The organism is Streptomyces sp. NPDC020807, assembly GCF_040641575.1.
In the GTDB taxonomy this organism is placed as follows: domain Bacteria; phylum Actinomycetota; class Actinomycetes; order Streptomycetales; family Streptomycetaceae; genus Streptomyces.
On record NZ_JBFADU010000006.1, the window covers coordinates 102,952 to 125,144 of the forward strand.

20 protein-coding genes are annotated in these 22,193 nt (G+C 73.2%); 12 read left to right on the plus strand and 8 right to left on the minus strand.

Going from position 1 to position 22,193, the window contains the following annotated elements:
* Positions 1-6 precede the first annotated feature (6 nt).
* Together AB0G79_RS12545 and AB0G79_RS12550 are read right to left on the minus strand one after the other, a co-directional pair.
* Positions 7-1,059, minus strand: coding sequence for an alcohol dehydrogenase catalytic domain-containing protein (locus AB0G79_RS12545; RefSeq protein WP_360804538.1), 1,053 nt, complete (start codon positions 1,057-1,059; stop codon positions 7-9).
* 11 nt (positions 1,060-1,070) lie between these two features.
* Complete coding sequence (locus AB0G79_RS12550; protein WP_360804541.1) at positions 1,071-2,225, minus strand: mandelate racemase/muconate lactonizing enzyme family protein; 1,155 nt, start codon at positions 2,223-2,225, stop codon at positions 1,071-1,073.
* 282 nt (positions 2,226-2,507) lie between these two features.
* Between AB0G79_RS12550 and AB0G79_RS12555 the strand changes: the two genes are divergently transcribed.
* Together AB0G79_RS12555 and AB0G79_RS12560 are read left to right on the plus strand one after the other, a co-directional pair.
* On the plus strand, positions 2,508-3,290 hold the full coding sequence (locus AB0G79_RS12555; RefSeq protein WP_360804544.1) for an IclR family transcriptional regulator: 783 nt from the start codon (positions 2,508-2,510) through the stop codon (positions 3,288-3,290).
* A gap of 153 nt (positions 3,291-3,443) precedes the next feature.
* Positions 3,444-4,439 carry an SMP-30/gluconolactonase/LRE family protein gene (locus AB0G79_RS12560; protein ID WP_360804547.1) on the plus strand — a complete coding sequence of 332 codons (996 nt, stop codon included), beginning with the start codon at positions 3,444-3,446 and terminating at the stop codon, positions 4,437-4,439.
* A 57-nt stretch (positions 4,440-4,496) separates the two neighbouring features.
* Here the strand turns inward: AB0G79_RS12560 and AB0G79_RS12565 are convergent, their stop codons facing one another.
* Both AB0G79_RS12565 and AB0G79_RS12570 read right to left on the minus strand, forming a co-directional pair.
* Positions 4,497-6,086 (minus strand): arabinogalactan endo-1,4-beta-galactosidase, encoded by a 1,590-nt coding sequence (locus AB0G79_RS12565; RefSeq protein ID WP_360804550.1) that lies wholly within the window; start codon positions 6,084-6,086, stop codon positions 4,497-4,499.
* A 205-nt stretch (positions 6,087-6,291) separates the two neighbouring features.
* Complete coding sequence (locus AB0G79_RS12570) at positions 6,292-8,331, minus strand: beta-galactosidase (protein ID WP_360804552.1); 2,040 nt, start codon at positions 8,329-8,331, stop codon at positions 6,292-6,294.
* 208 nt (positions 8,332-8,539) lie between these two features.
* On the opposite strand from AB0G79_RS12570, the gene AB0G79_RS12575 reads away from it, so the two are divergent.
* The 6 genes from AB0G79_RS12575 to AB0G79_RS12600 all read left to right on the plus strand — a co-directional run bounded on the left by AB0G79_RS12575 (position 8,540) and on the right by AB0G79_RS12600 (position 14,473).
* Positions 8,540-9,865 carry an extracellular solute-binding protein gene (locus AB0G79_RS12575; RefSeq protein WP_360804555.1) on the plus strand — a complete coding sequence of 442 codons (1,326 nt, stop codon included), beginning with the start codon at positions 8,540-8,542 and terminating at the stop codon, positions 9,863-9,865.
* Positions 9,862-10,842: a sugar ABC transporter permease gene (locus tag AB0G79_RS12580; protein ID WP_360804558.1), complete on the plus strand. Its 981-nt coding sequence runs from the start codon at positions 9,862-9,864 to the stop codon at positions 10,840-10,842. The genes AB0G79_RS12575 and AB0G79_RS12580 overlap by 4 nt, the downstream gene beginning before the upstream one ends.
* Positions 10,839-11,777 carry a carbohydrate ABC transporter permease gene (locus AB0G79_RS12585; protein ID WP_360804561.1) on the plus strand — a complete coding sequence of 313 codons (939 nt, stop codon included), beginning with the start codon at positions 10,839-10,841 and terminating at the stop codon, positions 11,775-11,777. The genes AB0G79_RS12580 and AB0G79_RS12585 overlap by 4 nt, the downstream gene beginning before the upstream one ends.
* A 47-nt stretch (positions 11,778-11,824) precedes the next feature.
* Entirely contained in the window at positions 11,825-12,853 is a 1,029-nt protein-coding gene (locus tag AB0G79_RS12590) for a LacI family DNA-binding transcriptional regulator (protein ID WP_360804564.1), read from the plus strand.
* A 114-nt stretch (positions 12,854-12,967) separates the two neighbouring features.
* Entirely contained in the window at positions 12,968-13,288 is a 321-nt protein-coding gene (locus AB0G79_RS12595) for an L-rhamnose mutarotase (protein WP_360804567.1), read from the plus strand.
* Between the two features lie 111 nt (positions 13,289-13,399).
* Positions 13,400-14,473 carry a LacI family DNA-binding transcriptional regulator gene (locus AB0G79_RS12600; RefSeq protein WP_360804570.1) on the plus strand — a complete coding sequence of 358 codons (1,074 nt, stop codon included), beginning with the start codon at positions 13,400-13,402 and terminating at the stop codon, positions 14,471-14,473.
* A 4-nt stretch (positions 14,474-14,477) separates the two neighbouring features.
* On the opposite strand, the gene xylA is transcribed toward AB0G79_RS12600, so the two are convergent.
* Entirely contained in the window at positions 14,478-15,647 is a 1,170-nt protein-coding gene (gene xylA, locus AB0G79_RS12605) for a xylose isomerase (protein WP_360804573.1), read from the minus strand.
* Between the two features lie 120 nt (positions 15,648-15,767).
* Here xylA and AB0G79_RS12610 point away from each other — a divergent pair, with 120 nt between their 5' ends.
* From AB0G79_RS12610 to AB0G79_RS12620, 3 genes are all read left to right on the plus strand, one after another.
* On the plus strand, positions 15,768-17,312 hold the full coding sequence (locus AB0G79_RS12610; protein WP_360804576.1) for an FGGY family carbohydrate kinase: 1,545 nt from the start codon (positions 15,768-15,770) through the stop codon (positions 17,310-17,312).
* Positions 17,313-17,361: 49 nt separating this feature from the next.
* The gene (locus AB0G79_RS12615; protein ID WP_360804579.1) at positions 17,362-17,892 is read left to right on the plus strand and encodes a hypothetical protein; all 531 of its coding nucleotides are present in this window, start codon (positions 17,362-17,364) and stop codon (positions 17,890-17,892) included.
* Between the two features lie 156 nt (positions 17,893-18,048).
* On the plus strand, positions 18,049-18,276 hold the full coding sequence (locus tag AB0G79_RS12620) for a hypothetical protein (RefSeq protein WP_360804582.1): 228 nt from the start codon (positions 18,049-18,051) through the stop codon (positions 18,274-18,276).
* Here the strand turns inward: AB0G79_RS12620 and AB0G79_RS12625 are convergent.
* Together AB0G79_RS12625 and AB0G79_RS12630 are read right to left on the minus strand one after the other, a co-directional pair.
* Positions 18,273-19,274, minus strand: a complete 1,002-nt coding sequence (locus AB0G79_RS12625; protein WP_360804585.1) for a ketopantoate reductase family protein — start codon at positions 19,272-19,274, stop codon at positions 18,273-18,275. The genes AB0G79_RS12620 and AB0G79_RS12625 overlap by 4 nt on opposite strands.
* Entirely contained in the window at positions 19,271-19,840 is a 570-nt protein-coding gene (locus AB0G79_RS12630; protein WP_360804588.1) for a helix-turn-helix domain-containing protein, read from the minus strand. Before AB0G79_RS12630 ends, AB0G79_RS12625 begins: the two co-directional genes overlap by 4 nt.
* Before the next feature lie 80 nt (positions 19,841-19,920).
* On the opposite strand from AB0G79_RS12630, the gene AB0G79_RS12635 reads away from it, so the two are divergent.
* The gene (locus AB0G79_RS12635) at positions 19,921-21,141 is read left to right on the plus strand and encodes an ROK family protein (protein ID WP_360804591.1); all 1,221 of its coding nucleotides are present in this window, start codon (positions 19,921-19,923) and stop codon (positions 21,139-21,141) included.
* Positions 21,142-21,206: 65 nt separating this feature from the next.
* Here the strand turns inward: AB0G79_RS12635 and AB0G79_RS12640 are convergent, their stop codons facing one another.
* Positions 21,207-22,193, minus strand: coding sequence for a M23 family metallopeptidase (locus tag AB0G79_RS12640; RefSeq protein ID WP_360804594.1), 987 nt, complete (start codon positions 22,191-22,193; stop codon positions 21,207-21,209).

Below are 22,193 nucleotides of genomic sequence, written 5' to 3' on the forward strand. Positions count from 1 at the left end.
CGACGGTCAGGGGCGCAGCAGCACCTTGCCCGTCCCCACCGCCCCGCCGCCCACCAGGGCCAGCGCCTCCGCGAAGTGCTCCAGGGGGAACTCGTGGGTGACGAGCGGCCCGGGGTCGAGCACCCCGGAGGCGAAGGCGTGCACCGCGTCCGCCCAGGCACCGGAGGAGGCGCCGAAGACTGAGCGCAGCTCCAGCTGGCTCACCGAGAGGTGGACCGGGTCGATGCCGGTCGCCCCCGCCGCGAACATGCCGGTGAGGACGACCCGTCCGCCCCGGCGCGCGAGGAGGCAGGAGTCGGCGGCCGTCGTGGGCGCGCCCGCGGTCTCCACCACCAGGTCGAAACGGCCGGCGACGTCCTCCGCCTGCACCGGCGACAGGGCGCGGGTGGCGCCGAACGCGTGTGCTCGCGCCGCCCGTTCCGCGCGCGGGTCGACGACCGCGAGCTCGGCCGGGGAGGCGGCGGCGAGCCACTGGACGGTGAGCAGCCCGAGTGTGCCCGCGCCGACGACGGCGACCCGCTCGCCCGGCCGCGGGCGCCCGGCCCGTACCGCCGCCGCGACGACGGCGGCCGGTTCGATGAGCGCCGCCGCGCGCAGGTCGGCCCCTTCGGGCAGCGTGTGGAGGAGCCTCTCCGGGACCACCAGGTGGTCGGCGAAGGCGCCCGGCTCGGTGAAGCCGGTCTCCGCGTACCCGGCCGTGCACAGGCTCGTCTCCCCGTGCCGGCACCGCTCGCACGTCCCGCAGGACCGGAACCCCTCGGCGACGCACGGGCGGCCGACGAGCGCGGGGTCGACGCCCTCGCCCACGGCCTCGACGGTCCCGGACCACTCGTGGCCCGGGACGACGGGGTAGCGGACGAAGCCGGGGGCGCGGTGGCCGTCGTACAGCTCGCGGTCGCTCATGCAGATCCCCGCGGCGGCCACCCGTACCCGTACCTCGCCGGGCCCGGGAAGCGGCAAGGCGCGCTCGACGAGCCGGTGTTCACCGGGGGCGTCGACGACGACGGCGCGACTGGCCGACGGGTGGGCCGGTACGCGGACCGGCGTCGGCGGGGGCATCCCCGTCCCCGTCACTTCGGCTGCCGCTTCTCCCAGCCCTCGGCCCACAGGTCGAACCTGGCCCGCCGCTGGGGGAACTCGGCCGCCGCGTCCACGTCGAGCTCGACGCCGAGGCCCGGCGCGTGCGAGACCGGGAAGCAGCCGGTCTCCGGGTCGACCTCCGGGGCCCCGCCGACGACCTTCTTGATCTCGGCGTCCGCGAAGTCGTTGAAGTGCTCCAGGATCTTGAAGTTCGGCGTGCAGGCGGCGAGTTGCAGCGTCGCGGCGGTGAGGACCGAGCCGCCGACGTTGTGCGGGGCGACGAGCACGTAGTGCGTCTCGGCGGTCGCGGCGAGCTTCCGCGCCTCCAGGATGCCGCCGATGTGGCCGACGTCCGGCTGGATGATGTCGGCCGCCTGGGACTCGAAGAGCTCCCGGAACTCGATGCGGTCGTGGACGCGCTCGCCCGTCGCGATCGGCAGGTCGACCTTCTCGGCGACCTTGGCGAGGGCCTTGAGGTTCTCCGGCGGTACGGGCTCCTCCAGCCACGCGGGCCGGAACGGCGCGAGCTCGCGTGCGAGCCGGACCGCCGTCGCGGGGGAGAAGCGGCCGTGCATCTCCACCATCAGCTCGGTGTCCGGGCCGATCGCGTCCCGGACGGCCTCGATGAGCGAGACCGCGTAACGCGACTCCTCGGCGTCCAGCTCGAAGCGGCCGTTGCCGAACGGGTCGATCTTCAGGGCCCGGTAGCCGCGGGCCACGACCCCGCGGGCCGCCTCGTGGTAGGCCTCCGGGGTGCGTTCGGTGGTGTACCAGCCGTTCGCGTAGGCCTTCACGCGGTCGGTGACCTTTCCGCCGAGCAGCTGCCAGACGGGGACGCCGAGCGCCTTGCCCTTGATGTCCCAGCAGGCCATCTCCACGACCGCGATCCCGGACATGACGATCTCGCCCGCCCGGCCGAAGTCCCCGTACTTCATGCGGCGTACGAGATCCTCGACGGCGAACGGGTCGGAACCGGCGATGTGGTTCGCCTCGGCCTCGCGGAGATAGCCGAGGAGCGCGTCCGTGTGGCCGAGCATCCGCGTCTCGCCGACGCCGGTGAGGCCCTCGTCGGTGTGGACCAGGACGTAGGTCAGATCGCGCCAGGGCGTTCCGACGACGTGGGTGGTGATTCCCGTGATGCGCACGGTGCTTGCTCCCGGGGGGCGCTGGCGGCGGTGTCCGCCGCCGAAGGGCGGGCTGTTCAGTGGGCTGTTGTTCGACGGGCTGGACGGACGGCGAGACGGTAGGCAGCGGCTCGACGAGCTGTCAATGGGAACGTTCACAGGGCTCTCATCGGGGGCGTTTCCAGGTCCGTGGCCCGGGCCATTGCCCCCGCCGGAGCCCGCGACTAGTCTCTGTCCGCGATTTCGATCGCCGTACGGAATACCGAACGGGACTTTGAGCGGGCAAGGGGTGGGGTGAGCCACATGGGACGACTCGTTCCGGCGGTGACCAGGGCATTCGACATTCTGGAGCTCTTCCTCCAGGGCGACGGGACGCTCTCCGCGCCCGAGATCACCCGCAGGCTCCAGCTCCCGCGCACGACCACGCACGAACTGGTCACCACGCTCGTCGCGCGCAACTACCTCGTGGCCGTGCCCGAGCAGCCCGGCCGGTACCGCCTCGGCGTCCGCACGTACCAGCTCGGCAGCCGGTACGCCGAGCAGCTCGACCTCGCGGCCGAGGGCCACCAGGTCGCCCGCGAGGTCGCGGACACCTGCCGGGAGACCGTCCACGTCGCCCTCCTGGAGGACATGGACGTCATCTACATCGCCAAGGTCGACTCCACGCACGCCGTGCGGATGGTCTCCGCGACCGGCCGCCGGCTCCCCGCGCACTGCACGGCCGTCGGCAAGATGCTGCTCGCCTCGCTCCCGGTCGACGAACTGGAGGAGCGCCTCGAAACGCGTCTCGCCGAAGGTCCGTTGGAGGAGATGACGGCCAACAGCCTGGCGGACCCGGACACGTTGAGGGCCGCGCTCGACGAGATCCGCATCCTCGGCGTCGCCCTGGAGTCCCAGGAGTCGAACCCGGACGTCAGTTGCGTCGCCGCGCCCGTACGGGACAGGTCGGGGCGGGTCGTCGCGGCGCTGTCCATCTCCGTACCGGTGCACCGCTGGAGCGAGGCGCGCGAGAACGAACTGACCGGGCTCGCGGCCCGGGGCGCAGGCGAGCTGTCGGAGCGCCTCGGGTACCGGGCCGGGCGCTGAACGATGCACCCGCACCACGTCCTGGGACGTCCGCTCGATCAACTGTGGGCTCCTCGGGTGTGGCCGGGCGGGTGCCCGGCGCCGGCCGGCGACGCCGTAGGGTGACGTCACGCCGAGCGCGGAGAACGGAAGAACGGGAGCGAGGAGAACGGAATGCGGCACCTCAGGGCCGTGCCCTGCGCACCCCCACCCGGCCGCCTGGCGGAAGGCCCGGTCTGGGACGACCGGCGCGGCGAACTGCTGTGGGTGGACATCCTGGAGGGCCGCGTCCACCGCGCGGAACTGGCCACCTGTGACGGCCTGCCGGACCCGAAGACCCCGGACCCGAAGACCCCGGACCCGAAGAGCCCGGACCTGAAGACCCCGGACCCGAAGGCCCCGGACCTCAGGGTCCCGGACCTGAAGCCCCTCGACGCGCTGACCTTCGACGCGCCGGTCGGCGCCGTCGCCCTCTGCGCGTCGGGCGCGCTGCTCCTCACGGCGGGGCTGTCCGTACGCCGGCTGGAGCCCGGCCGGCCGGCCGCCGAGGCGGTCGAACTGGCCGCGCTGCCGCCGTCGGCCGACGGCCGGCCGCGCCGCATGAACGACGCCGGGGTGGACCCGGCGGGCCGCCTGCTCGCCGGCACCATGGCGTACGACGAGACCCCCGGCGCGGGCGCTCTGTACCGCCTCGACGGCGAGGCCCTCACCCCTCTCCTGCCCTCGGTGGGCATCTCGAACGGCCTGGGCTGGAGCCCGGACGGCACCCGCCTCTACTACGCGGACAGCCTGACCGGACGCGTGGACGTCTTCGCGTACGACGTCGGGACGGGCGAGCTGCGCGACCGCACCCCGTTCGCGGCCCTCGAACGGGGCGTCCCCGACGGCCTGACCGTCGACAGCGAGGGCCGCGTGTGGGTGGCGTCCTGGGGCGGCGGCGAGGTCCTGGCCCACGCGCCCGACGGCAGCCTCCACGCGCGCGTCGAGGTCCCGGCCGCCCACGTCACCAGCTGCGCCTTCGCGGGCCCCGACCTCGACGTCCTCGTCATCACGACCGCGACGGCCGGCCTCGACGCCGCCGCCCGTCGCGCCCAGCCGGACGCGGGCCGCCTCTTCGCGTGCCGCCCCGGCGCGACCGGGCTTCCGGCGGCACGGTACGCCGACCGCTGAGGAGGGGACGGGCCTGTTCGGCACGGGCCCGCCCCCTCCGGTCGTCCGGTGGTCAGGTCACCGGTGCGAGAACCACGCCGCCGCCGGCAGCAGCTTGCTGTCGTAGTCGAACAGCGCCTGGTTCTCCCAGCCGTTGCCCGACGACGCGTTCGTCGGGTCCCAGCCGTTGCCCGTCACGGCCGTCCACGCCGGCTCCCAGTAGACGACGCCGAGACCACGGCCGTTCGGCACCGCCTCCACGACGTTCATCACGTCCCGCAGCCACGCCGACTGGCCCGCGCTGCTCGCCGGGTAGCCGGAGACGAGCTCCGAGCTCAGGTCGATGATGTTCTCGTGGGAGTCCTCGCTGTCCAGGCGGAAGGGGTACGCCGTCTCCACGACCATGACCTTCTTGCCGTAACGGGCCGAGACGTCGTCCAGGTTGGCCTGGAGCGAGGACAGCGCGCCGTGCCAGTATCCGTAGAAGGACAGGGCGATCACGTCGTAACTCACGCCCTGCGCCGCCGCGTTGTCGAACCAGGTGCGGTAGAGCGCGTTGTCGCCGCCGTTGGCGAGGTGCAGCGCGATCTGCGTGCTCGACGAGACCGCCTTCGCCGCCGAGATCCCGGACTTGAGCAGCCCGCCGAGCTGCGACCAGTTGGACGTCGAGCCCTCCGGCCACAGCATGCCCGTGTTGATCTCGTTCCCGATCTGCACCATGTCGGCCGTCGTGCCCTGCGCCTTCAGCGCGTTGAGCACGTCGTACGTGTGGTTGTAGACGTCCGCCGTCAGCTGGGAGTACGAGTGCCCGGCCCAGGCCGCCGGCTTGCTCTGGGCGCCCGGGTCGGCCCAGATGTCCGAGTAGTGGAAGTCGACGAGCAGCTTCATGCCCTGCGCCTTGATCCGCTGCGCCGTGGCGAGGACCCGCGCCTTGTTGTTGTAGCCGTCGGCCGGGTTCACCCACACCTTCAGACGGCCGTAGTTCGCACCGGCGTTCCTGAGGATCGCGACCGGGTCACCGGTCACCCCCGCGCTCGTCCTGTACGTCCCGCCGAGGTCCTCGCTCTTCTTCAGCGCCGACAGGTCGACCCCCTTGACGGCCAGACCCGTCGAGCCCGCCGTGAGGGTGAGATCGTCGACGTTCAGCCAGTTGCCCGCCTTCGCATCCGAGTTGACGCTGATCGTGCAGGCGCCGGACGTCACGTTGACCGACGTCACGATCCGTATCCAGGCGCTCGACGTCACCGGCAGGTCCGTACGCTGCTCGGTCGAGCCGCAGTTGCGGAGGGCGAGGTAGGCGGAGTTCTGCCCGCCGCCCGAGCGCACCCAGGCGCTGAGCGTGTACGTGCCGTTGGCGAGGCCGGAGAGGTACTGGTACGTCTCCACCTTGTACGCCGACGCCGACCAGTGGCTGAGCCGGTAGCCGCCGCTGTGGCCCCCGGCCTCGGTGAACGAGGCCGCGTTCTGCCCGGCGGCGGAGTAGGTGGACCATCCGGAGGGGGTGGCGGTCCCGGTGCCGTCGGCCTCGAAGCCGGCGTTGGTGAGCGTGCTCGCCGCCTCGGCTTCCTGGGCGGCGGGCAGCGGGGCGAGCAGCAGCGCGCCGAGCGCGGCGGCCACGGCGGCGGCGCGCAGCCGGAAACGCCGGCCGCGGTTGGGGGTGAGGTGCATCGTCGAGTCCCTTCGACGGTGGCGGATGTGAGGAGTGGAGCGTTTCCTTACGGGTGGTGCTGATGGTGCTGGCAGTGCTGGTGGCGCTGGTGGTGCGGCTCACCCGGGGGCGGCGTGGTGCGGCAGCCGCCCCCGGGGAGATCAGGGCCCCGGTGGCAGCCGGGGGAGGGGGAGGAGGGGCCGGAAAGGAGAGCGGCGGAGGAGATCAGCCGTCGAGCCGTACGACCCTGACAGCCCCCGCCGGCACCGCGAGCTTCCCCGCCACGGCCGTCCCGCCGCCGAGCAGCTCCGTGCCGGTGCCGTCGAGCGGCACCTCGGCGTCCTCGCCCGAGTGGTTCAGCGCGAAGACGTACACGGCGCCGTTCCCGTCGGCACGCCGGACGACCTCCACGTCCCGCGCCAGCCCGGACCGCTCCGGGACCCGCGCGTCCGCGCAGGCGGCGCCGAGGATCGCGTCGAGCGAGGTCGCGTCCAGGCGGGTGGAGACGTACCAGGCGGTGCCCTCGCCGAGCCGGTGCCGGGTCACGGCGGGGCCGCCGGCGGCCGGCCCGTCGGCGTACGTCCACACGGTCTCGGCGCCGCGCGGCCGGACGAACTCCGTCCACACGTCGCCGTCGAGCGTGGCGCCGCCGGGGCCGGTGATCGTCACGCGCTGGTCGTCGAGGAGCGGCGACCACTCGTCGACGGTGAGGCCGAGGACGTCCCTGAGGGCGCCCGGGTAGGCGCCGGGGTGCACGGCGTCGTGCTCGTCGACGATGCCGGAGAAGTACGAGACGACGAGGGTGCCGCCGTTCTCGACGTACTCGCGGAGGTTCCGTCCCGCCGCCTCGGTCATGAGGTAGAGGGCGGGGACGACGACCAGCGGGTAGGCGGACAGGTCGGCCTCGGGGTGCGCGAAGTCGACGGTGAGGTGCCGGTCGTAGAGGGTCTCGTAGAAGCTGTCGGCGCGCTCGCGGGCCTCGTGGGCCGCGTTCGGCCGCCACTCCAGGCTCTGCGCCCACCACGAGTGCCAGTCCCACAGGACGGCGACGTCGGCGACGGTCCGGCTGCCGCGCACCTGCTCCAGGGCGCCGAGGTCGGCCCCGAGGGCGACGACCTCGCGCCAGATCCGGGTGTCGGTGCCGCCGTGCGGGACCATCGCGGAGTGGAACTTCTCGGCCCCCCGCCGGGACTGGCGCCACTGGAAGAACATGGCGCCCTCGGAGCCGCGGGCGACGTGGGCGAGGGAGTTGCGGGCCATCTCGCCGGGGCGCTTGGCGGGGTTGCGGGCCTGCCAGTTCACGCCCGAGGTGGAGTGCTCCAGGAGCAGCCAGGGGGCACCGCCGGCGACGGAGCGGGTGAGGTCGGCGGCCATCGCGAGGTTGACGTGGGTGCGGCGGCCGTCGGTGATGAGGTAGTGGTCGTTGGTGACGAGGTCGACCTCGCGGCCCCAGGCCCAGTAGTCGATGGAGTCGCACTGGCTGAGCGCCGTCATGAAGTTGGTGGTGACGGGGGTGCCGGGGGCGAGTTCGTGGAGGATGTCCCGTTCCGTCCGGAAGTTCTCCCGGATGGTGGCGTCGGCGAAGCGGCGGTAGTCGAGCTGCTGGGCCGGGTTGCCGACGGTCGGGGTGGTGCGGGGCGGGAGGATCTCCTCGTACGAGCCGTAGCGCTGCCCCCAGAAGGCGGTGCCCCAGGCCTCGTTCACGGCGTCCACGGAGCCGTACGTCTCGTGGAGCCAGCGGCGGAAGTGGGCGGCGCAGCTGTCGCAGTAGCAGGCACTGACGGGGACGCCGTACTCGTTGTGGACGTGCCAGAGGGCGAGCGCGGGGTGACTGCCGTAGCGGCGGGCGAGCGCGGTGGTGATCCCGGCGGCGGCCTCGCGATAGGCGGGGGAACTGTGGCAGATCGCCCCGCGTGAACCGTAGGTGTGGCGCACGCCGTCGGCGGTGACGGGCAGTGCCTCCGGGTGGGCGCGGTAGAACCAGGCGGGCGGGGCGACGGTGGGCGTGCCCAGGTCGACCCGGACGCCGTTGGCGTGGAGCAGGTCGAGGAGACGGTCGAGCCAGCCGAAGTCGTACCGGCCCCGCTCGGGCTCCAGGAGGGCCCAGGAGAAGATCCCGACGCTGACCATGGTGACTCCGGCCTCCCGCATCAGCCGGACGTCCTCCTGCCAGACGCTTTCCGGCCACTGCTCGGGATTGTAGTCACCGCCGAACGCGAGCCGTTCCAGTCCCTTGGGGGTGCCCTTGGGAGCGGTCTGCGGCATGGGTGTCTCCTGAAGCCTCGGAAGTCTGATGGTTTGTTCGCTTGGGAACGTGCACACACTCGATCTCGATGTGGCAACGCAACATAACCGCACAGGAACAACCATTGACAAGTGTCCGGAACGTTTCTCTACTGTGAACGCTCACAGATGCATGGCCGGCCCTTCCGCTTCGAGGAAGAGGCCCCTTTCGGTCAGGGAGAAGTACCCCATGCCCCAGTTCACGCGCCGCAGCCTCGCCGCCGCCACCGCCGTCCTCCTCGGCGCCACCGCGCTCAGCGCCTGTGGATCCTCCGACACCGGCTCCGGCGAGAAGGCGGGTGCCGGCACCGGCCCGGTCAAGCTCACCTACTGGGCCTGGGCGCCCGGCATGGACAAGGTCGCGGCCCTCTGGAACGCCGAACACCCCGAGATCCAGGTCACGGTGCAGAAGCAGGCGTCCGGAGACGACCTCGTCACCAAGATCATCACCGCCACGAAGGCGCACAAGGGCCCGGACCTCGTCCAGGCCGAGTACCAGGCCCTCCCGACCCTGGTCAGCAACGACTCCCTCGCCGACATAGCCAAGGAGGTCGAGGGCGCCAAGGACAAGTTCGCCCCCGGCATCTGGCAGCAGACCACCTTCGGCAGCGACGCCGTGTACGCGCTGCCGCAGGACTCCGGGCCGCTGATGTTCTTCTACCGCGAGGACCTCTTCAAGCAGTACGGCCTCACCGTCCCCACCACCTGGAACGAGTTCGCCGAGACCGCCCGCGCCCTCAAGAAGAAGGCCCCCGAGAAGGCCCTCACCACCTTCTCCGCCAACGACGCCGGACTCTTCGCCGGCCTCTCCCAGCAGGCCGGCGCCAAGTGGTGGTCCTTCGAGGGCGACACCTGGAAGGTCGGCATCGACGACGCCGCCACCAAGAAGGTCAGCGACTTCTGGGGCGGCCTGGTCGCCGAGGGCGCCGTCGACAACCAGCCCATGTACACCCCCGCCTGGAACAAGGCCCTCAACACCGGTGAGCAGCTCGCCTGGGTCAGCGCCGTCTGGGCCCCCGGCACCCTGACCACCGCCGCCCCCGACACCCAGGGCAAGTGGGCCATGGCCCCCCTCCCGCAGTGGAACAAGGGCGAGACCGTCACCGGCAGCTGGGGCGGCTCCTCCACCGCCGTCACCACCGACTCGAAGCACAAGGCCGCCGCCGCGAAGTTCGCCACCTGGCTGAACACCGACCCGAAGGCCCTCGAGGCCCTCGTCAGGGAGAGCGGCATCTACCCCGCCGCCACCGCCGCCCAGACCAGCGGCGCCCTCGCCAAGGCCCCGGCCTTCTTCCCGAACCAGCCCGACTTCTACACCCAGGCCGCCGGCATCGCCCTCGGCACCGCCCCCGCCGCCTGGGGCCCGAACGTGAACGTCGCCTACACCGCCTTCAAGGACGAGTTCGGCAAGGCCGCCAAGGCCAAGACCGTCCCCGCCTTCACCGGCGCCCTCGCCACGGTCCAGAAGACCACCGTCGACGACCTCGCCAAGCAGGGCTTCGAGGTCGCCAAGTGACGCAGCCCCCCAAGGGCGCGCGCCGGCCGTACGGGGTCGAGACGGCCCCGTACGTCCTCCCGTCGCCCACCACCCCCAGACGAGCGCGAAGCGCCCCCTACTTCTTTCTCCTCCCGGCGGCCGCCCTCTTCGTCCTCTTCTTCGCGCTGCCCATCGGCTACGCCCTCTGGCTCAGCTTCCGCAAGGTCGAGATCAAGGGACTCGGCCTCGGCAAGGGCGCCAAGACGGAGGTCTGGGCCGGCCTGGACAACTACGTCTCCGCCCTCGGCGACTCCGAACTCCTCGGCAGCGCCCTGCGCGTCCTCGGCTACGGCGCCATCGTCGTCCCGATGATGCTCGGCCTCGCCCTGTTCTTCGCGCTCCTGCTCGACTCGGAGCGCGTCCGGGCCCGCTCCTTCGCCCGGCTCGCGATCTTCCTCCCGTACGCCGTCCCCGGCGTGATCGCGGCCGTCCTCTGGGGGTTCCTCTACCTCCCGGACGTCAGCCCCTTCCTCTACCTCCTCGAACGGCTCGGCCTCCCGCAGCCCGACCTCATGGACGGCGGCCCCCTCTACCTCGCGATGTCCAACATCGCGGTCTGGGGCGGCACCGGCTTCAACATGATCGTCATCTACACCGCGCTGCGCTCCCTGCCCGCCGAGGTCTACGAGGCGGCCAAGCTCGACGGCTGCTCCGAGCTCCAGGTCGCGCTCCGCATCAAGGTCCCGATGGTGGCGCCCTCCCTGGTGCTCACCTTCTTCTTCTCGATCATCGCGACCCTCCAGGTCTTCAACGAACCCATGACGCTCAAGCCGCTCACCAACGGCATCCCGAGCACCTGGAGCCCCCTCATGAAGGTGTACAGCGACGCCTTCACCGGCGGGAACATCTACGCCGCGTCGGCCACCGCCGTCGTGCTCGCCCTCGCCACCTTCGCGCTCTCCTTCGCGCTCCTCAGGATCTCCAACCGCCGCACCACACAAGGAGCAAGCCGATGACCGGGCTCGCCTCCCCGCCGCTCCGCAAGGGGGCCCCGGCCGCCGGCACCACCCCCGGCGTCCCCCAGGGCCCGCCGTCCGGCACCGCCGGCCAGGGCCCCCGCCCCCGCCGTACGGCCCTGCTGCCCACGGCCGCCCTCGTCCTCGGCGCGCTCTACTGCCTGCTGCCCGTCGCCTGGGTCCTGGTCGCCGCCACCAAGCCGGCCTCCGACCTCTTCTCCACCTTCACCTTCCTCCCGGGCAACGGCCTCGGCGGCAACGTCGAGGACCTCACCGCCTACCGCGAGGGCATCTACTGGCGCTGGATGGCCAACTCCGTCCTCTACGCCGGACTCGGCGCCGTCCTGTCGACGGTCGTCTCAGCCTTCGCCGGATACGCCCTCGCCATCTACGACTTCCGCGGGCGCGAGGCCTTCTTCAACGTCATGCTCACCGGCGTCCTCATGCCCCCGGTCATCCTCGCCATCCCGCAGTACCTGCTCATGGCCCAGGCCGACCTGACGGACACGTACGCCTCCGTCCTGCTGCCGCTGGTCCTCTCCCCGTACGGCGTCTACCTCGGCCGCATCTACGCCCAGGCCGCCATTCCCCTGGAACTCGTCGAGGCCGGCCGCATGGACGGCGCGGGGGAGTGGCGCATCTTCCTGCGCATCGCCGTCCCGATGATGTCCCCGGGCCTGGTGACCATCTTCCTCTTCCAGTTCGTCGCCATCTGGAACAACTTCCTGCTGCCGTTCATCATGCTCGGCGACGACGAGAAGTTCCCCATGACCGTCGGCCTGTTCACCCTCCTCAAGCAGGGTGCCAGCCAGCCCGCCCTGTACAACCTCGTCATCACCGGAGCCCTCCTCGCCATCGTCCCGCTGATCGCCCTGTTCCTGGTCATCCAGCGCTTCTGGAGCCTCGATCTGCTCTCCGGCGCCGTAAAGTCCTGACCACAGGGGATCGCCTGACCACAGGGGATCGAGGGGAAACACACAGCATGAGCACAGCAGCAGCGTCCCGCCGCCGTCCCGCGACCATCCACGACGTCGCCCGCGAGGCCGGTGTCTCGCGGGGCACCGTCTCCCGTGTCCTCAACGGCGGCCACTACGTGAGCCCGACGGCCAAGGCCGCCGTCGACGCCGCCATCCGCAGAACGGGATACGTCGTCAACCGGCACGCCCGCTCGCTGATCACCGGCAGGTCCGACTCCGTCGCCTTCCTCCTGACCGAGCCCCAGGAACGGTTCTTCGAGGACCCCAACTTCAACGTCCTCCTGAGGGCCTGCACCCAGGCCCTCGCCGCCCAGGACATCCCGCTCCTCCTGATGATCGCGGGCACCGAGGACGAGCGCCGCCGCAACCTCCGCTACATCGAGGCCGGTCACGTCGACGGCGTCCTCCTCGTCTCCAGCCACTCCGGCGACCCCGTCGTGGCCCACCTGCACGAGGCCGGCGTCCCCGTCGTCGCCTGCGGCAAGCCCCTCGGCCAGACCGCCAAGATCGGGTACGTGGCCGCCGACGACCGCGACGGCGCCCGCGACATGGTCCGCCACCTGTACGCGACGGGTCGCCGCCGGATCGCCACCGTGACCGGCCCGCTCGACACCCCCGGCGGCGTCGAGCGCCTCGCCGGATACCGCGAGACCCTCGCGGAGTTCGGGCTCCCGCTCGACGAGGCCCTCGTCGCCACCGGCGACTACAGCCGGGGGAGCGGCGAGGACGCGGCCGAGGCCCTCCTCGCGCGCGCCCCCGACATCGACGCCGTCTTCGTCGCCTCCGACCTCATGGCCCAGGGCGTCCTTGACGCCCTCGCCCGCGCGGGCCGCCGGGTCCCCGAGGACATCGCGGTCGGCGGCTTCGACGACTCCCCGGCCGCCCTCGGCACCCGGCCCCCGCTCACGACGATCCGTCAGCCCTGGGACCGGATCAGCGCCGAGATGGTCCGGACGCTGCTCGCGCGGATAGCGGGCGAGGACCCGGCGACGGTGATCCTGCCGACGGAACTCGTGCGGCGGGAGTCGACCTGAGAGCTGAATCGATTCAGGAAGGTCGGACGTCGACCCTTGACCCCATGGCGCTGACCTCCTAGCGTCCTGACTCGCGTCAGTGAAACATTTCATCGCGGGTCGAGGAGGGTGTACGTGCAGCGGGTCTGCTTCCTGCTCAAGGTCAGGGCCGGGCGGGTGGAGGAGTACCGCGCCCGCCACGAGGACGTCTGGGCCGACATGCGGACGGCGCTGACCGCCGCCGGCTGGCACAACTACTCCCTCTTCCTCCGCGAGGACGGCCTCCTCGTCGGCTACCTGGAGACACCGGACTTCGACCGGGCACGCGCCGCCATGGAGGCGACCGAGGTCAACGCCCGCTGGCAGGCGGAGATGGCGGAGTTCTTCGAGGAGCTCGACGGGCAGGCGCCCGACGCGGCGATGCGCCCGCTGACGGAGGTCTTCCACCTTGCGTGAGCGGACCGGGCGGGCAGGCGCCGCTATCGACACGCGCCCTAGGATGAACCGCGCGTCGGGAGCCCCTCCACACCGGGTGGGGGCGGGCGCGGGACGGGCCGGGTGGGACGCATGACGGAATCCGCACAGGGCGGCGTCGGCACCGGTGCCGGCACGGGCACCGTCGGCATCAAGGACGTGGCCCGCGAGGCCGGCGTCTCCGTCGGCACCGTCTCCAACGTCATCAACCAGCCGGACCGGGTCTCGCCCGCGACCCTCCAGCACGTCCGCGAGGTGATCACCCGCCTCGGCTACGTCCGCAGCGAGTCGGCGCGCCAACTGCGCGCGGGCCGCAGCCGGATCATGGCCCTGCTCGTCCTCGACATGGGCAACCCCTTCTTCGTCGACATCGCGCGCGGCGCCGAGCGGACCGCCCGCGCCGCCGGACTCGGCGTCATGGTCTGCAACAGCGACCAGAACCCCGGCGACGAGGCCGACTACCTCTCCCTCTTCGCCGAACAGCGCGTCCGGGGCGTCCTCGTCACGCCCGCCGACCCCAGCGGCGCCAACCTCCGCGACTTCCGCCGCCACGGCATCCCGTACGTCCTCGTCGACCGGGTCGCGGGCGACGGGACCGGGGGCTCGGGCTGCTCGGTCTCCGTCGACGACGTCGTCGGCGGCTCGCTCGCCGTCCGCCACCTCCTGGCGACCGGCCACCGTTCCTTCGCGTACGTCAGCGGCCCGCCGCACCTCCAGCAGATCCGCGACCGCCGCGAGGGCGCCCTGCTCGCGCTCGCCGAGGCGGGCCTGCCCGCGTCGGCCCTCAGGGAACTCCCCGCCGACCGCCTCGACGTGGCCTCCGGCCGCGACGCGGGCGCCCGCCTCCTGGGCCTCGCCGACCGCCCCACCGCCGTCTTCTGCGCCAACGACCTGCTCGCCCTCGGCGTGCTCCAGTCGCTGTACGCGGCCGGGGTGCGGGTCCCGGAGGACATGGCCATCGTCGGCTACGACGACATCGAGTTCGCGGCGGCGGCGACCGTGCCCCTGACCTCCGTACGGCAGCCGGCCCTCACCCTCGGGGCGAAGGCCGCCGACCTGCTGCTGGCGGAGACGGGCGACAAGGCGGACGACCACCGGCACGAGCACGTCGTGCTCCAGCCGGAACTGGTCGTCCGCCGCTCCACACTCGCCGTCTCGGGACGCTGATCACTCAGCGCACGTTGAGCAGGTGCTCCAGCGCGAGCTGGTCGAGCCGCTCGAAGGCCATCGAGCGGCCGGCCGCCGCGTCCACGTCGAAGGTCTCGTACGCCGTCGGGTCGGCGAGCAGGCCCGCGAGGCCGTCGCCGGCGGTGGGCCGGGTGAGTTCGGGCAGCCGGGAGGCGTACAGCGCCTGGAGGACCTCGGGGTCGGCGCGGAAGGCGGCCGCGCGCTCCTTCAGGATCAGGTAGTTCCGCATGCAGTTCTTCGCGGACTCCCACACCCCGTCGAAGCCGTCGGTGCGGACCGGCTTGAAGTCGAAGTGGCGCGGCCCGTCGTACCCGGCCGTCTCCAGCAGGTCGACGAGCCAGAAGGCCTGGCGCAGGTCGCCCGCGCCGAAGCGGAAGTCCTGGTCGTACTTGATGCCGGACTGGCCGTTGAGGTCGATGTGGAAGAGCTTGCCCGCCCACAGAGCCTGCGCGATTCCGTGCGGGAAGTTCAGGCCGGCCATCTGCTCGTGGCCCGTCTCCGGGTTCACGCCCACGAGTTCGGGGCGCTCCAGGCGCTCGATGAAGGCGAGCGCGTGGCCGATGGTGGGGAGCAGGATGTCGCCGCGCGGCTCGTTCGGCTTCGGCTCGATCGCGAACCGGAGGTCGTACCCCTGCTCGGTGACGTACTCGCCGAGGAGGTCGAAGGCCTCCTTCATGCGGTCGAGCGCGACCCGGACGTCCTTGGCCGCGCCGGACTCGGCGCCCTCACGGCCGCCCCAGGCGACGTACACCCGCGCGCCGAGCTCGACGGCCAGGTCGATGTTGCGGATCGTCTTGCGCAGGGCGTAGCGGCGGACGTCCCGGTCGTTGGCGGTGAAGCCGCCGTCCTTGAAGACGGGGTGGGTGAAGAGGTTGGTCGTGGCCATCGGGACGGCGAGGCCGGTCCGGTCCAGGGCGGCGCGGAACCGCTTGACGGCCGTGTCGCGCTCGCTCTCCGAGGCGCCGAAGGGAATGAGGTCGTCGTCGTGGAACGTGACGCCGTACGCGCCCAGCTCCGCGAGCCGCTCCACGGACTCGACCGGGTCGAGGGCGGGGCGGGTCGCGTCGCCGAACGGGTCGCGGCCCTGCCAGCCCACGGTCCACAGGCCGAAGGTGAACCGGTCCTCGGGGGTGGGGGAGAGGCGTTCCGTCATGGTTCCTCCTTGCGTCGGGGCGTGCGAGGCCCTGGCGGCGGGATTTGTTTTCTGACATAACTAATACGGGACAGGGGCGGCCCGACGCCAGCCCCCCGAGGAAGATGTCGAGGTGAGGATGTGGCGGCGAACCGCCCTGTCGTGATCGGTGTGGACAGCTCCACGCAGTCCACCAAGGCCGTCGTCGTGGACGCGGAGACCGGCGAGGTCCTCGCCCTCGGGCGCGCGCCGCACACCGTGACCGGGACCGGCGGGGCGCGCGAGAGCGACCCCGAGCAGTGGTGGTCGGCCCTCGTGTCGGCCGTCCGGGCGGCGGTACGGGACGCGGGCGTCCCCGCCTCCGCCGTCACCGGCCTCGCGGTCGCCGGACAGCAGCACGGCCTCGTCGTCCTCGGCGCCGACGGCCGGCCGCTGCGCCCCGCGCTGCTGTGGAACGACACCCGCCCGGCCCCCCAGGCGGCAAAGCTCGCCGCCGAACTGGGCGGCCCTGAAGCCTGGTTGGGGCGCACCGGCTCGGTCCCGGTCGCCGCCCTGACCGCCGCCAAGTGGGAGTGGCTCCGCACCCACGAGCCGGCCCGCGCCGCCGCGACGGCGGCCGTCCGTCTTCCGCACGACTACCTGACGGAACGCCTCACGGGCCGGGCGGTGACCGACCCGGGCGACGCGTCGGGCACCGGCTGGTACGGCCACGGGAGGACGGCGCCGGCGTCCGCGGGGATGGAACCGAGTCCCTTGTCGCCGAGCGGTGGTGACGGAACGTCAGGGGGCTATGACGTCGAGATCCTCACCCACCTCGGGATCGACCCGTCGCTCCTGCCCGCCGTCGCCCCCACCGGTGCCACCCCCGTCGGCACCCTCACGCCCGCCGCCGCCGAGGCGCTCGGCCTGCCCCCCGCCGTCGTCGTCGCCGCGGGGACCGGCGACAACATGGCCGCCGCCGTCGGGCTCGGCCTCGGGGGCGCGGGGCTCGTCGACCATCCGGTCGTGAGCCTCGGCACGTCCGGCACCGTCTTCGCCGCGACCCGGTCGCGCCCCGCCGATCCCGGCCTCTCCGGCTTCGCCGCCGCCGACGGGACGTACCTTCCGCTCGGCTGCACCCTCAACTGCACCCTGGCCGTCGACCGGTTCGCGACGCTCCTCGGCCTCGACCGGCAGGACGTACGGCCGGGCGGGGAGGTCGTCGTGCTGCCGTACCTCGACGGCGAACGCACCCCCGACCTGCCGCACGCCGCCGGTCTCGTCACGGGCCTCCGGCACGCCACCGACCCGCGCGAGGTCCTCGGCGCCGCCTACGAAGGCGCCGCCTTCACCGTCCTGCGCGCGCTCGACGGACTCCTCGCGGCCTGCGGCCTCGACCCTGCGGACCCCGCCGCACGGGACCGGCCGATCCGGCTGATCGGCGGCGGCGCGCGCGGCCGGGCCTGGACCGACACCGTCCGCCGGCTGTCCGGGCGGCCCGTCGTCGTCCCCGGTGCCGAGGAGCTCGTCGCCCTGGGCGCGGCGGCGCTCGCCGCCGGAGCCGTCACGGGGGCCGACCCGGTGGCCGTGGCCACGGAGTGGGGGACGGGCGAGGGCGAACAACTGCCGCCGCTGCCGCGCGACACGGAGACCTGGGACCGTATCGCCCGAGTCCTGACGTCGGCGGCACCGACCCTCCTGGCGTGAGGAGCCGGGTTATGTAGGGTCGGGGGACTCGATGATCGCAGGGGGTCCCGTGTTCAGGTCCAAGGTGTCGGGCGCGGCGGTCGTCGCCGTCGCGCTCGCCGCGCTCGCCGTCGGCTGCGGCGGCACGACGGAGAAGAGCGACGCGCAGGGCGGCGGGGGCGGGGGCCAGGTGGCCACGACGGCCCCCGCGGCGACGGCGGAGGCCTCCGCCCCGACGGAGGGCACGGCCGAGGCGACGGCGACGGCGCCCGTCTCCGAGGGCGAGCCCCCGGTCCCGCCCAGCAAGGTCCGTGACGCCTTCGCCGGTCTCCAGGCGACCCTGAACGACTCCTGCGCGAGCGACTGCGCGTACTTCCTCGGCCGGGTCCACGACGAACTCCACCGGATGGACGAGGCGATGAAGGCGGACCCGAAGGGCCCCGGCCACTTCCCGGAGCCCATCGCCTGGATCGCGAAGCTGGACGGCGTGCTCGACGGGGACCGGTCCTTCGAGAACCTGAAGAAGAACGAGAAGCTGCTCGTCGGCACCCGCGACAGGATCAACGCGTGGATGCAGGACCACCCGGACGACTACCGCTGACGGACGGCGCCCGCGAGGACCCGTGCTGACGTTCTCCGGGCCGGCCCGGCCCGGGCGGCGTCCCGACCTGACGTACTGACCGCGTCTCCGCGCGGACGGTGGGAGAACGGCGGGCGGGACGCGTACGGTGGGCGGACCGACGACGGGGGAGTCGCCATGACCGCTGTACTCATCTTCTTCGGGCTGCTGGCCGGCATCGGTGTGCTGCTCACGGTGACGCTGGTGCGTCGCGGCGGCAGCCGTACGGAGACGGTCGAGGGCCTGCTCCAGGAGCAGGCGGCCGCGAGGCAGGCCCATGACGACCGGGTCTCCTTCGGCCTGGGAGCCCACAACTCCCTGCCGACCGCCTCCGACGCCCACATCCGGGGCGACCGCCGCCGCTAGGGGGTGTTCTGCCGATCAGGCCGGGCTTCCCAGTGCCTGCCCGGCGGATCAGGGTCGGGTGCCCCCTGGACCTTCGCCGCGATCCGTCGTTCGTGCACCCGCAGGTGCAGGGTCGTCAGGTCGAGCAGCGGTGTCGCCAGGCCGTACGCCCGGGCCCGGTCGGCGAGGTCGCCGAAGAGGTGCTCGACCTCGGTCGGCCGGCCCGCCGTCAGGTCGTGGTAGAGCGACGGCACCATCGGCGAGCCGGGCGCGGCGACGACGGCGAGCGTCGCCGCGCGCTCCGACTCCGGCAGCGGATGTCCCGCGGCGGCGGAGACCGCGGCGATCTCGTCGAGGACCGCGGGGCCGAGCGCCGGACCGCCCGGCGTGTCGTACACGTCGCCGACGGTGCCCCGCATCAGGCCCGTGACGGCGCCGAACGTCGTGATGAACACCCACTTGTGCCACATCGCGGTGAGGATCCGGTCCGACACGGGGGCGTCGATGCCCGCGCCCCTCAGGACGGCCCCGATCCTCTCGGCCCGTGCGGAGACGGTGCCGTCCTGCTCGCCGATGTCCAGGCGGGCCAGCGGGGCTAGGCGCCGGATGTCCCCGGTCCCGTCGAGGACCGTGACGACCCGGGCCACACCGCCGAGCGCGACCGAAGGGCCGAAGCGCTCGTTGAGGGCGTCGAGATGGGCGAGGCCGTTGAGCAGCGGCACGATCGCGGTCTCGGGGCCGACGGCCGGCGCGAGGTCCTCGACCGCCCGAGCGAACCCGCTCGCCTTCACGGCGAGGAGGACCAGGTCGTACGGGCCGGTCAGCTCGTCGGCCGTGACGAGTCGCGGCTCGACGGCCCACTCGTCCCCCGCCTCCCGGCCGACGACGCGCAGCCCGCGCTCGCGCAGCGCGGCGGCACGAGCCGGTCGTACGAGGAAGGTGACGTCCTCCCCGGCGCGGGTGAGCAGCGCGCCGAGGTAGCCACCGGTGGCACCGGCGCCGACGACCAGGATCTTCATGAGCGGGAACCTCCCGTGGGGCGCCCGGAGGGCGCGGGGACGATCAGGGGGGTGAGCAGCCGGTGCGGGCGGGCGAGGGCCGCCGTCACCGGGTCGGCGTCGTCGGCCGGGGGCGGGAGCCCGGGACCGGGGGCGACCAGGACGTCGCCGACGGGAACGGCCCCGCCGCAGCCGGCGCACCGGCCGTCGTCGTCGACGACGGCCCCGTCGGCCTCGTGCAGGAAGAGCCGCCGCGCGCCGCCGTCCGCCGGGTGGAACCGTTCGCCCCAGGCGGTGAGGGCGCGGACGGCGGGCCAGAGCGCGGTGCCCTTCTCCGTCAGGACGTACACCTCGCGGCGGCCGGACCCCGGTTCGGTGCGCCGGTCCATCACGCCGGTCTCGACGAGCGTGGCGAGGCGGTCGGTCAGGACGGCCCGGGGGAGGGCGAGGTGCGCGGCGAACTCGCCGAACCTGCGGACCCCGTAGAAGGCGTCGCGCAGGATGAGCAGCGTCCAGCGCTCCCCGACGACCTCCATCGAGCGGGAGAGGGCGCACGTCTGGCGGCGGTAGTCGCGCGGAAGCGTCATGGCGGCAGGCTAGCGCAGAAGAGTTCGGTCACTGAACTGTTTTCGCGAGAGCGAAAGGGACGACTAGGCTCACGCTCACCATGAATCAGCCCACGGAACCCAAGGCCGACAAGTCGGGAGTGCGGCGGCACAACCTGAGCCTCGTGCTGCGGACCGTCCACGAGGCCGGTGAGACCACGCGTGCCGCCGTGGCGGCCAGCTCGGGGCTGACCAGGCCCGCCATCTCCTCACTCGTCGAGCAGCTCCTCGACCTCGGCTTCCTCGTCGAGTCGGGCAAGACGTTCAGCGGCCAGGCGGGGCGCCCGGGCACCGTCCTCAAGCCGGCCCGCACGGGCCCCGCCGGACTCGGCGTGGAGATCAACATCGACTACGTGACGGTCTGCCTCGTCGACCTCACGGGCACCGACCGGATCCGGCGCACCGAACGCCACGACAACCGGTCCGCCGACTCCGTCGAGGTCATCGACCGGGCCGCCCGCATCGCCGCCGAGGCGCTCGACGAGGCCGCCGGACAGGGACTCTTCCCCGCGGCCGGGGGGCTCGCCCTGCCCGGACTCGTCAGCGCCGGCACCGTCCGGCAGGCCCCCAACCTCGGCTGGAACGAGGTCGACGCGGGCCGCCTCTTCACCGAGGCGCTCGCCGCCCGCCGCCCCGGCACCGGCGGGCCGGACGGCCTCGCCCTCACCTCCGACAACGAGGCCAACATGGCCGCCCTCGCCGAGCTGTGGTTCGGCGGCCTCGGAGACCTCCGCACCTTCCTCCACCTCACCGGCGAGATCGGCGTCGGCGGCGCCATCGTCGTCCACGGCGAACTCCTGCGCGGCGCGCACGGGTTCGCCGGCGAGATCGGCCACCTCGTCGTCGACGCCGAGGGGCGGCGCTGCCGGTGCGGCTCGCGCGGCTGCCTGGAGCAGTACGCCGGGCAGGCCGCGCTGCTCAGGGCCGCGGACGCGCCCGACCTCGCCGAAGTCGTCCGGCGCGCCGAGGCCGGCGACGCCCGCGCCCTCGGCGCGCTCGCCGAGGCCGGCCGCATGCTCGGCCGCGCGCTGTCCGGGGCCGTGAACCTCCTCGACCCCGAGGCGGTCGTCCTCGGCGGCATCTACCCGCGGCTGCTGCCCTGGCTGGGGCCCGCCGTGACCGACGAACTCGCGGAGCGGGTCGTCTCGGGCCTGTGGACGCGCACGACGCCGAGGCTCAGGGCGGCGTCGCCGTCGGCGGACGCGGCGCGGGGCGCGGCGGCGCTGGTCCTCCACGAGGTCCTGGCGGACCCCTTGGCGTACGCCCCCACCGCGACCGCCTGAGGCCGCCGCGCGGGGCGTCGGCCCCCGCCCCGCCCCTTCCCGGAACCGGGGGCGGGCCCCCGGAACTACACGGCGACGCCGTGACTCCGCAGGTACGCCAGCGGGTTGACGTCCGAGCCGAAGTGCGGCGTGGTCCGCACCTCGAAGTGGAGGTGCGGGCCCGTCACCCGGCCGGTCGCCCCGGACAGGGCGATCCGCTGCCCGGCCGACACGCTCTGCCCGGCCGACACGTCGATGCGGGACAGGTGGGCGTACTGGCTGTAGCGGCCGTCCGTGTGCCGGACGACGACCTCGTAGCCGTACGAGCGGTTGTACCCGGTCGACACCACCCGGCCGGGCCCGACCGAGCGGACCGTCGTCCCGGAGGGAACGGCGAAGTCCTGGCCCGTGTGGTAGCCCTTCGACCAGGAACCCGGCTGTCCGTAGTACCCCGTGAAGACGTACGAGGAGACGGGCGCGGTCCAGCCGCGCGGGGAAGGCGTGGACGGGGGAGCGGGGCGGGAGGGCTTCGAGGGGTTCGTGGGCTTCCCCGAGGCGCCGGTGCGCTGCTCGTACTTCCACTGGTGGCTCGTCCAGTACCAGTGGTTCTTGTACTTGTACCAGTAGACGCCGTACCGGGGTTCCCAGCCCTGGCGGCCGGGGAAGACGGGCTCGCCGGAGCGGTGGGCGGTGGTCGCGGGCCCGGTCGAGGACCGGGACGTGGCCGCGGCCTGCTTCCGGCCGCTGCCGGCCCCGTCGCCGGTCCTCTGCTCGTACTTCCACTCGTGGCTGGTCCAGCGCCACTCGCCGGCCGCGTTCTTGTACCAGTACTTCGTGCCGTCCCAGCCCGCGTGCGCCGGGGCGGGCTCGGCCAGCGCCGTGCCGGTCCCCGCGCCCGCGAGGGCGACGACGCCGACGGTCGCGACGACGGCGGCCCGGCACACGCCGCCCCGGCCCGCGCCGGGCCGCCCGGCGGCGGCCCCGTCGGCGGCGCCGGCCGCGCAGCCGGGGCAGGAGCAGGCGACGGGTATCTCGTCGGTGAAGCCGGGCACGGTGAATACGGGGGTGTTCAC

Coding starts and splice junctions, on each gene's coding strand:
- AB0G79_RS12545 (WP_360804538.1), bottom strand. CDS start 1,059: ATGCCCCCGCCGACGCCGGTCCGCGTACCGGCCCACCCGTCGGCCAGT.
- AB0G79_RS12555 (WP_360804544.1), top strand. CDS start 2,508: ATGGGACGACTCGTTCCGGCGGTGACCAGGGCATTCGACATTCTGGAG.
- AB0G79_RS12560 (WP_360804547.1), top strand. CDS start 3,444: ATGCGGCACCTCAGGGCCGTGCCCTGCGCACCCCCACCCGGCCGCCTG.
- AB0G79_RS12565 (WP_360804550.1), bottom strand. CDS start 6,086: ATGCACCTCACCCCCAACCGCGGCCGGCGTTTCCGGCTGCGCGCCGCC.
- AB0G79_RS12570 (WP_360804552.1), bottom strand. CDS start 8,331: ATGCCGCAGACCGCTCCCAAGGGCACCCCCAAGGGACTGGAACGGCTC.
- AB0G79_RS12575 (WP_360804555.1), top strand. CDS start 8,540: ATGCCCCAGTTCACGCGCCGCAGCCTCGCCGCCGCCACCGCCGTCCTC.
- AB0G79_RS12585 (WP_360804561.1), top strand. CDS start 10,839: ATGACCGGGCTCGCCTCCCCGCCGCTCCGCAAGGGGGCCCCGGCCGCC.
- AB0G79_RS12590 (WP_360804564.1), top strand. CDS start 11,825: ATGAGCACAGCAGCAGCGTCCCGCCGCCGTCCCGCGACCATCCACGAC.
- AB0G79_RS12600 (WP_360804570.1), top strand. CDS start 13,400: ATGACGGAATCCGCACAGGGCGGCGTCGGCACCGGTGCCGGCACGGGC.
- xylA (WP_360804573.1), bottom strand. CDS start 15,647: ATGACGGAACGCCTCTCCCCCACCCCCGAGGACCGGTTCACCTTCGGC.
- AB0G79_RS12620 (WP_360804582.1), top strand. CDS start 18,049: ATGACCGCTGTACTCATCTTCTTCGGGCTGCTGGCCGGCATCGGTGTG.
- AB0G79_RS12625 (WP_360804585.1), bottom strand. CDS start 19,274: ATGAAGATCCTGGTCGTCGGCGCCGGTGCCACCGGTGGCTACCTCGGC.
- AB0G79_RS12630 (WP_360804588.1), bottom strand. CDS start 19,840: ATGACGCTTCCGCGCGACTACCGCCGCCAGACGTGCGCCCTCTCCCGC.
- AB0G79_RS12635 (WP_360804591.1), top strand. CDS start 19,921: ATGAATCAGCCCACGGAACCCAAGGCCGACAAGTCGGGAGTGCGGCGG.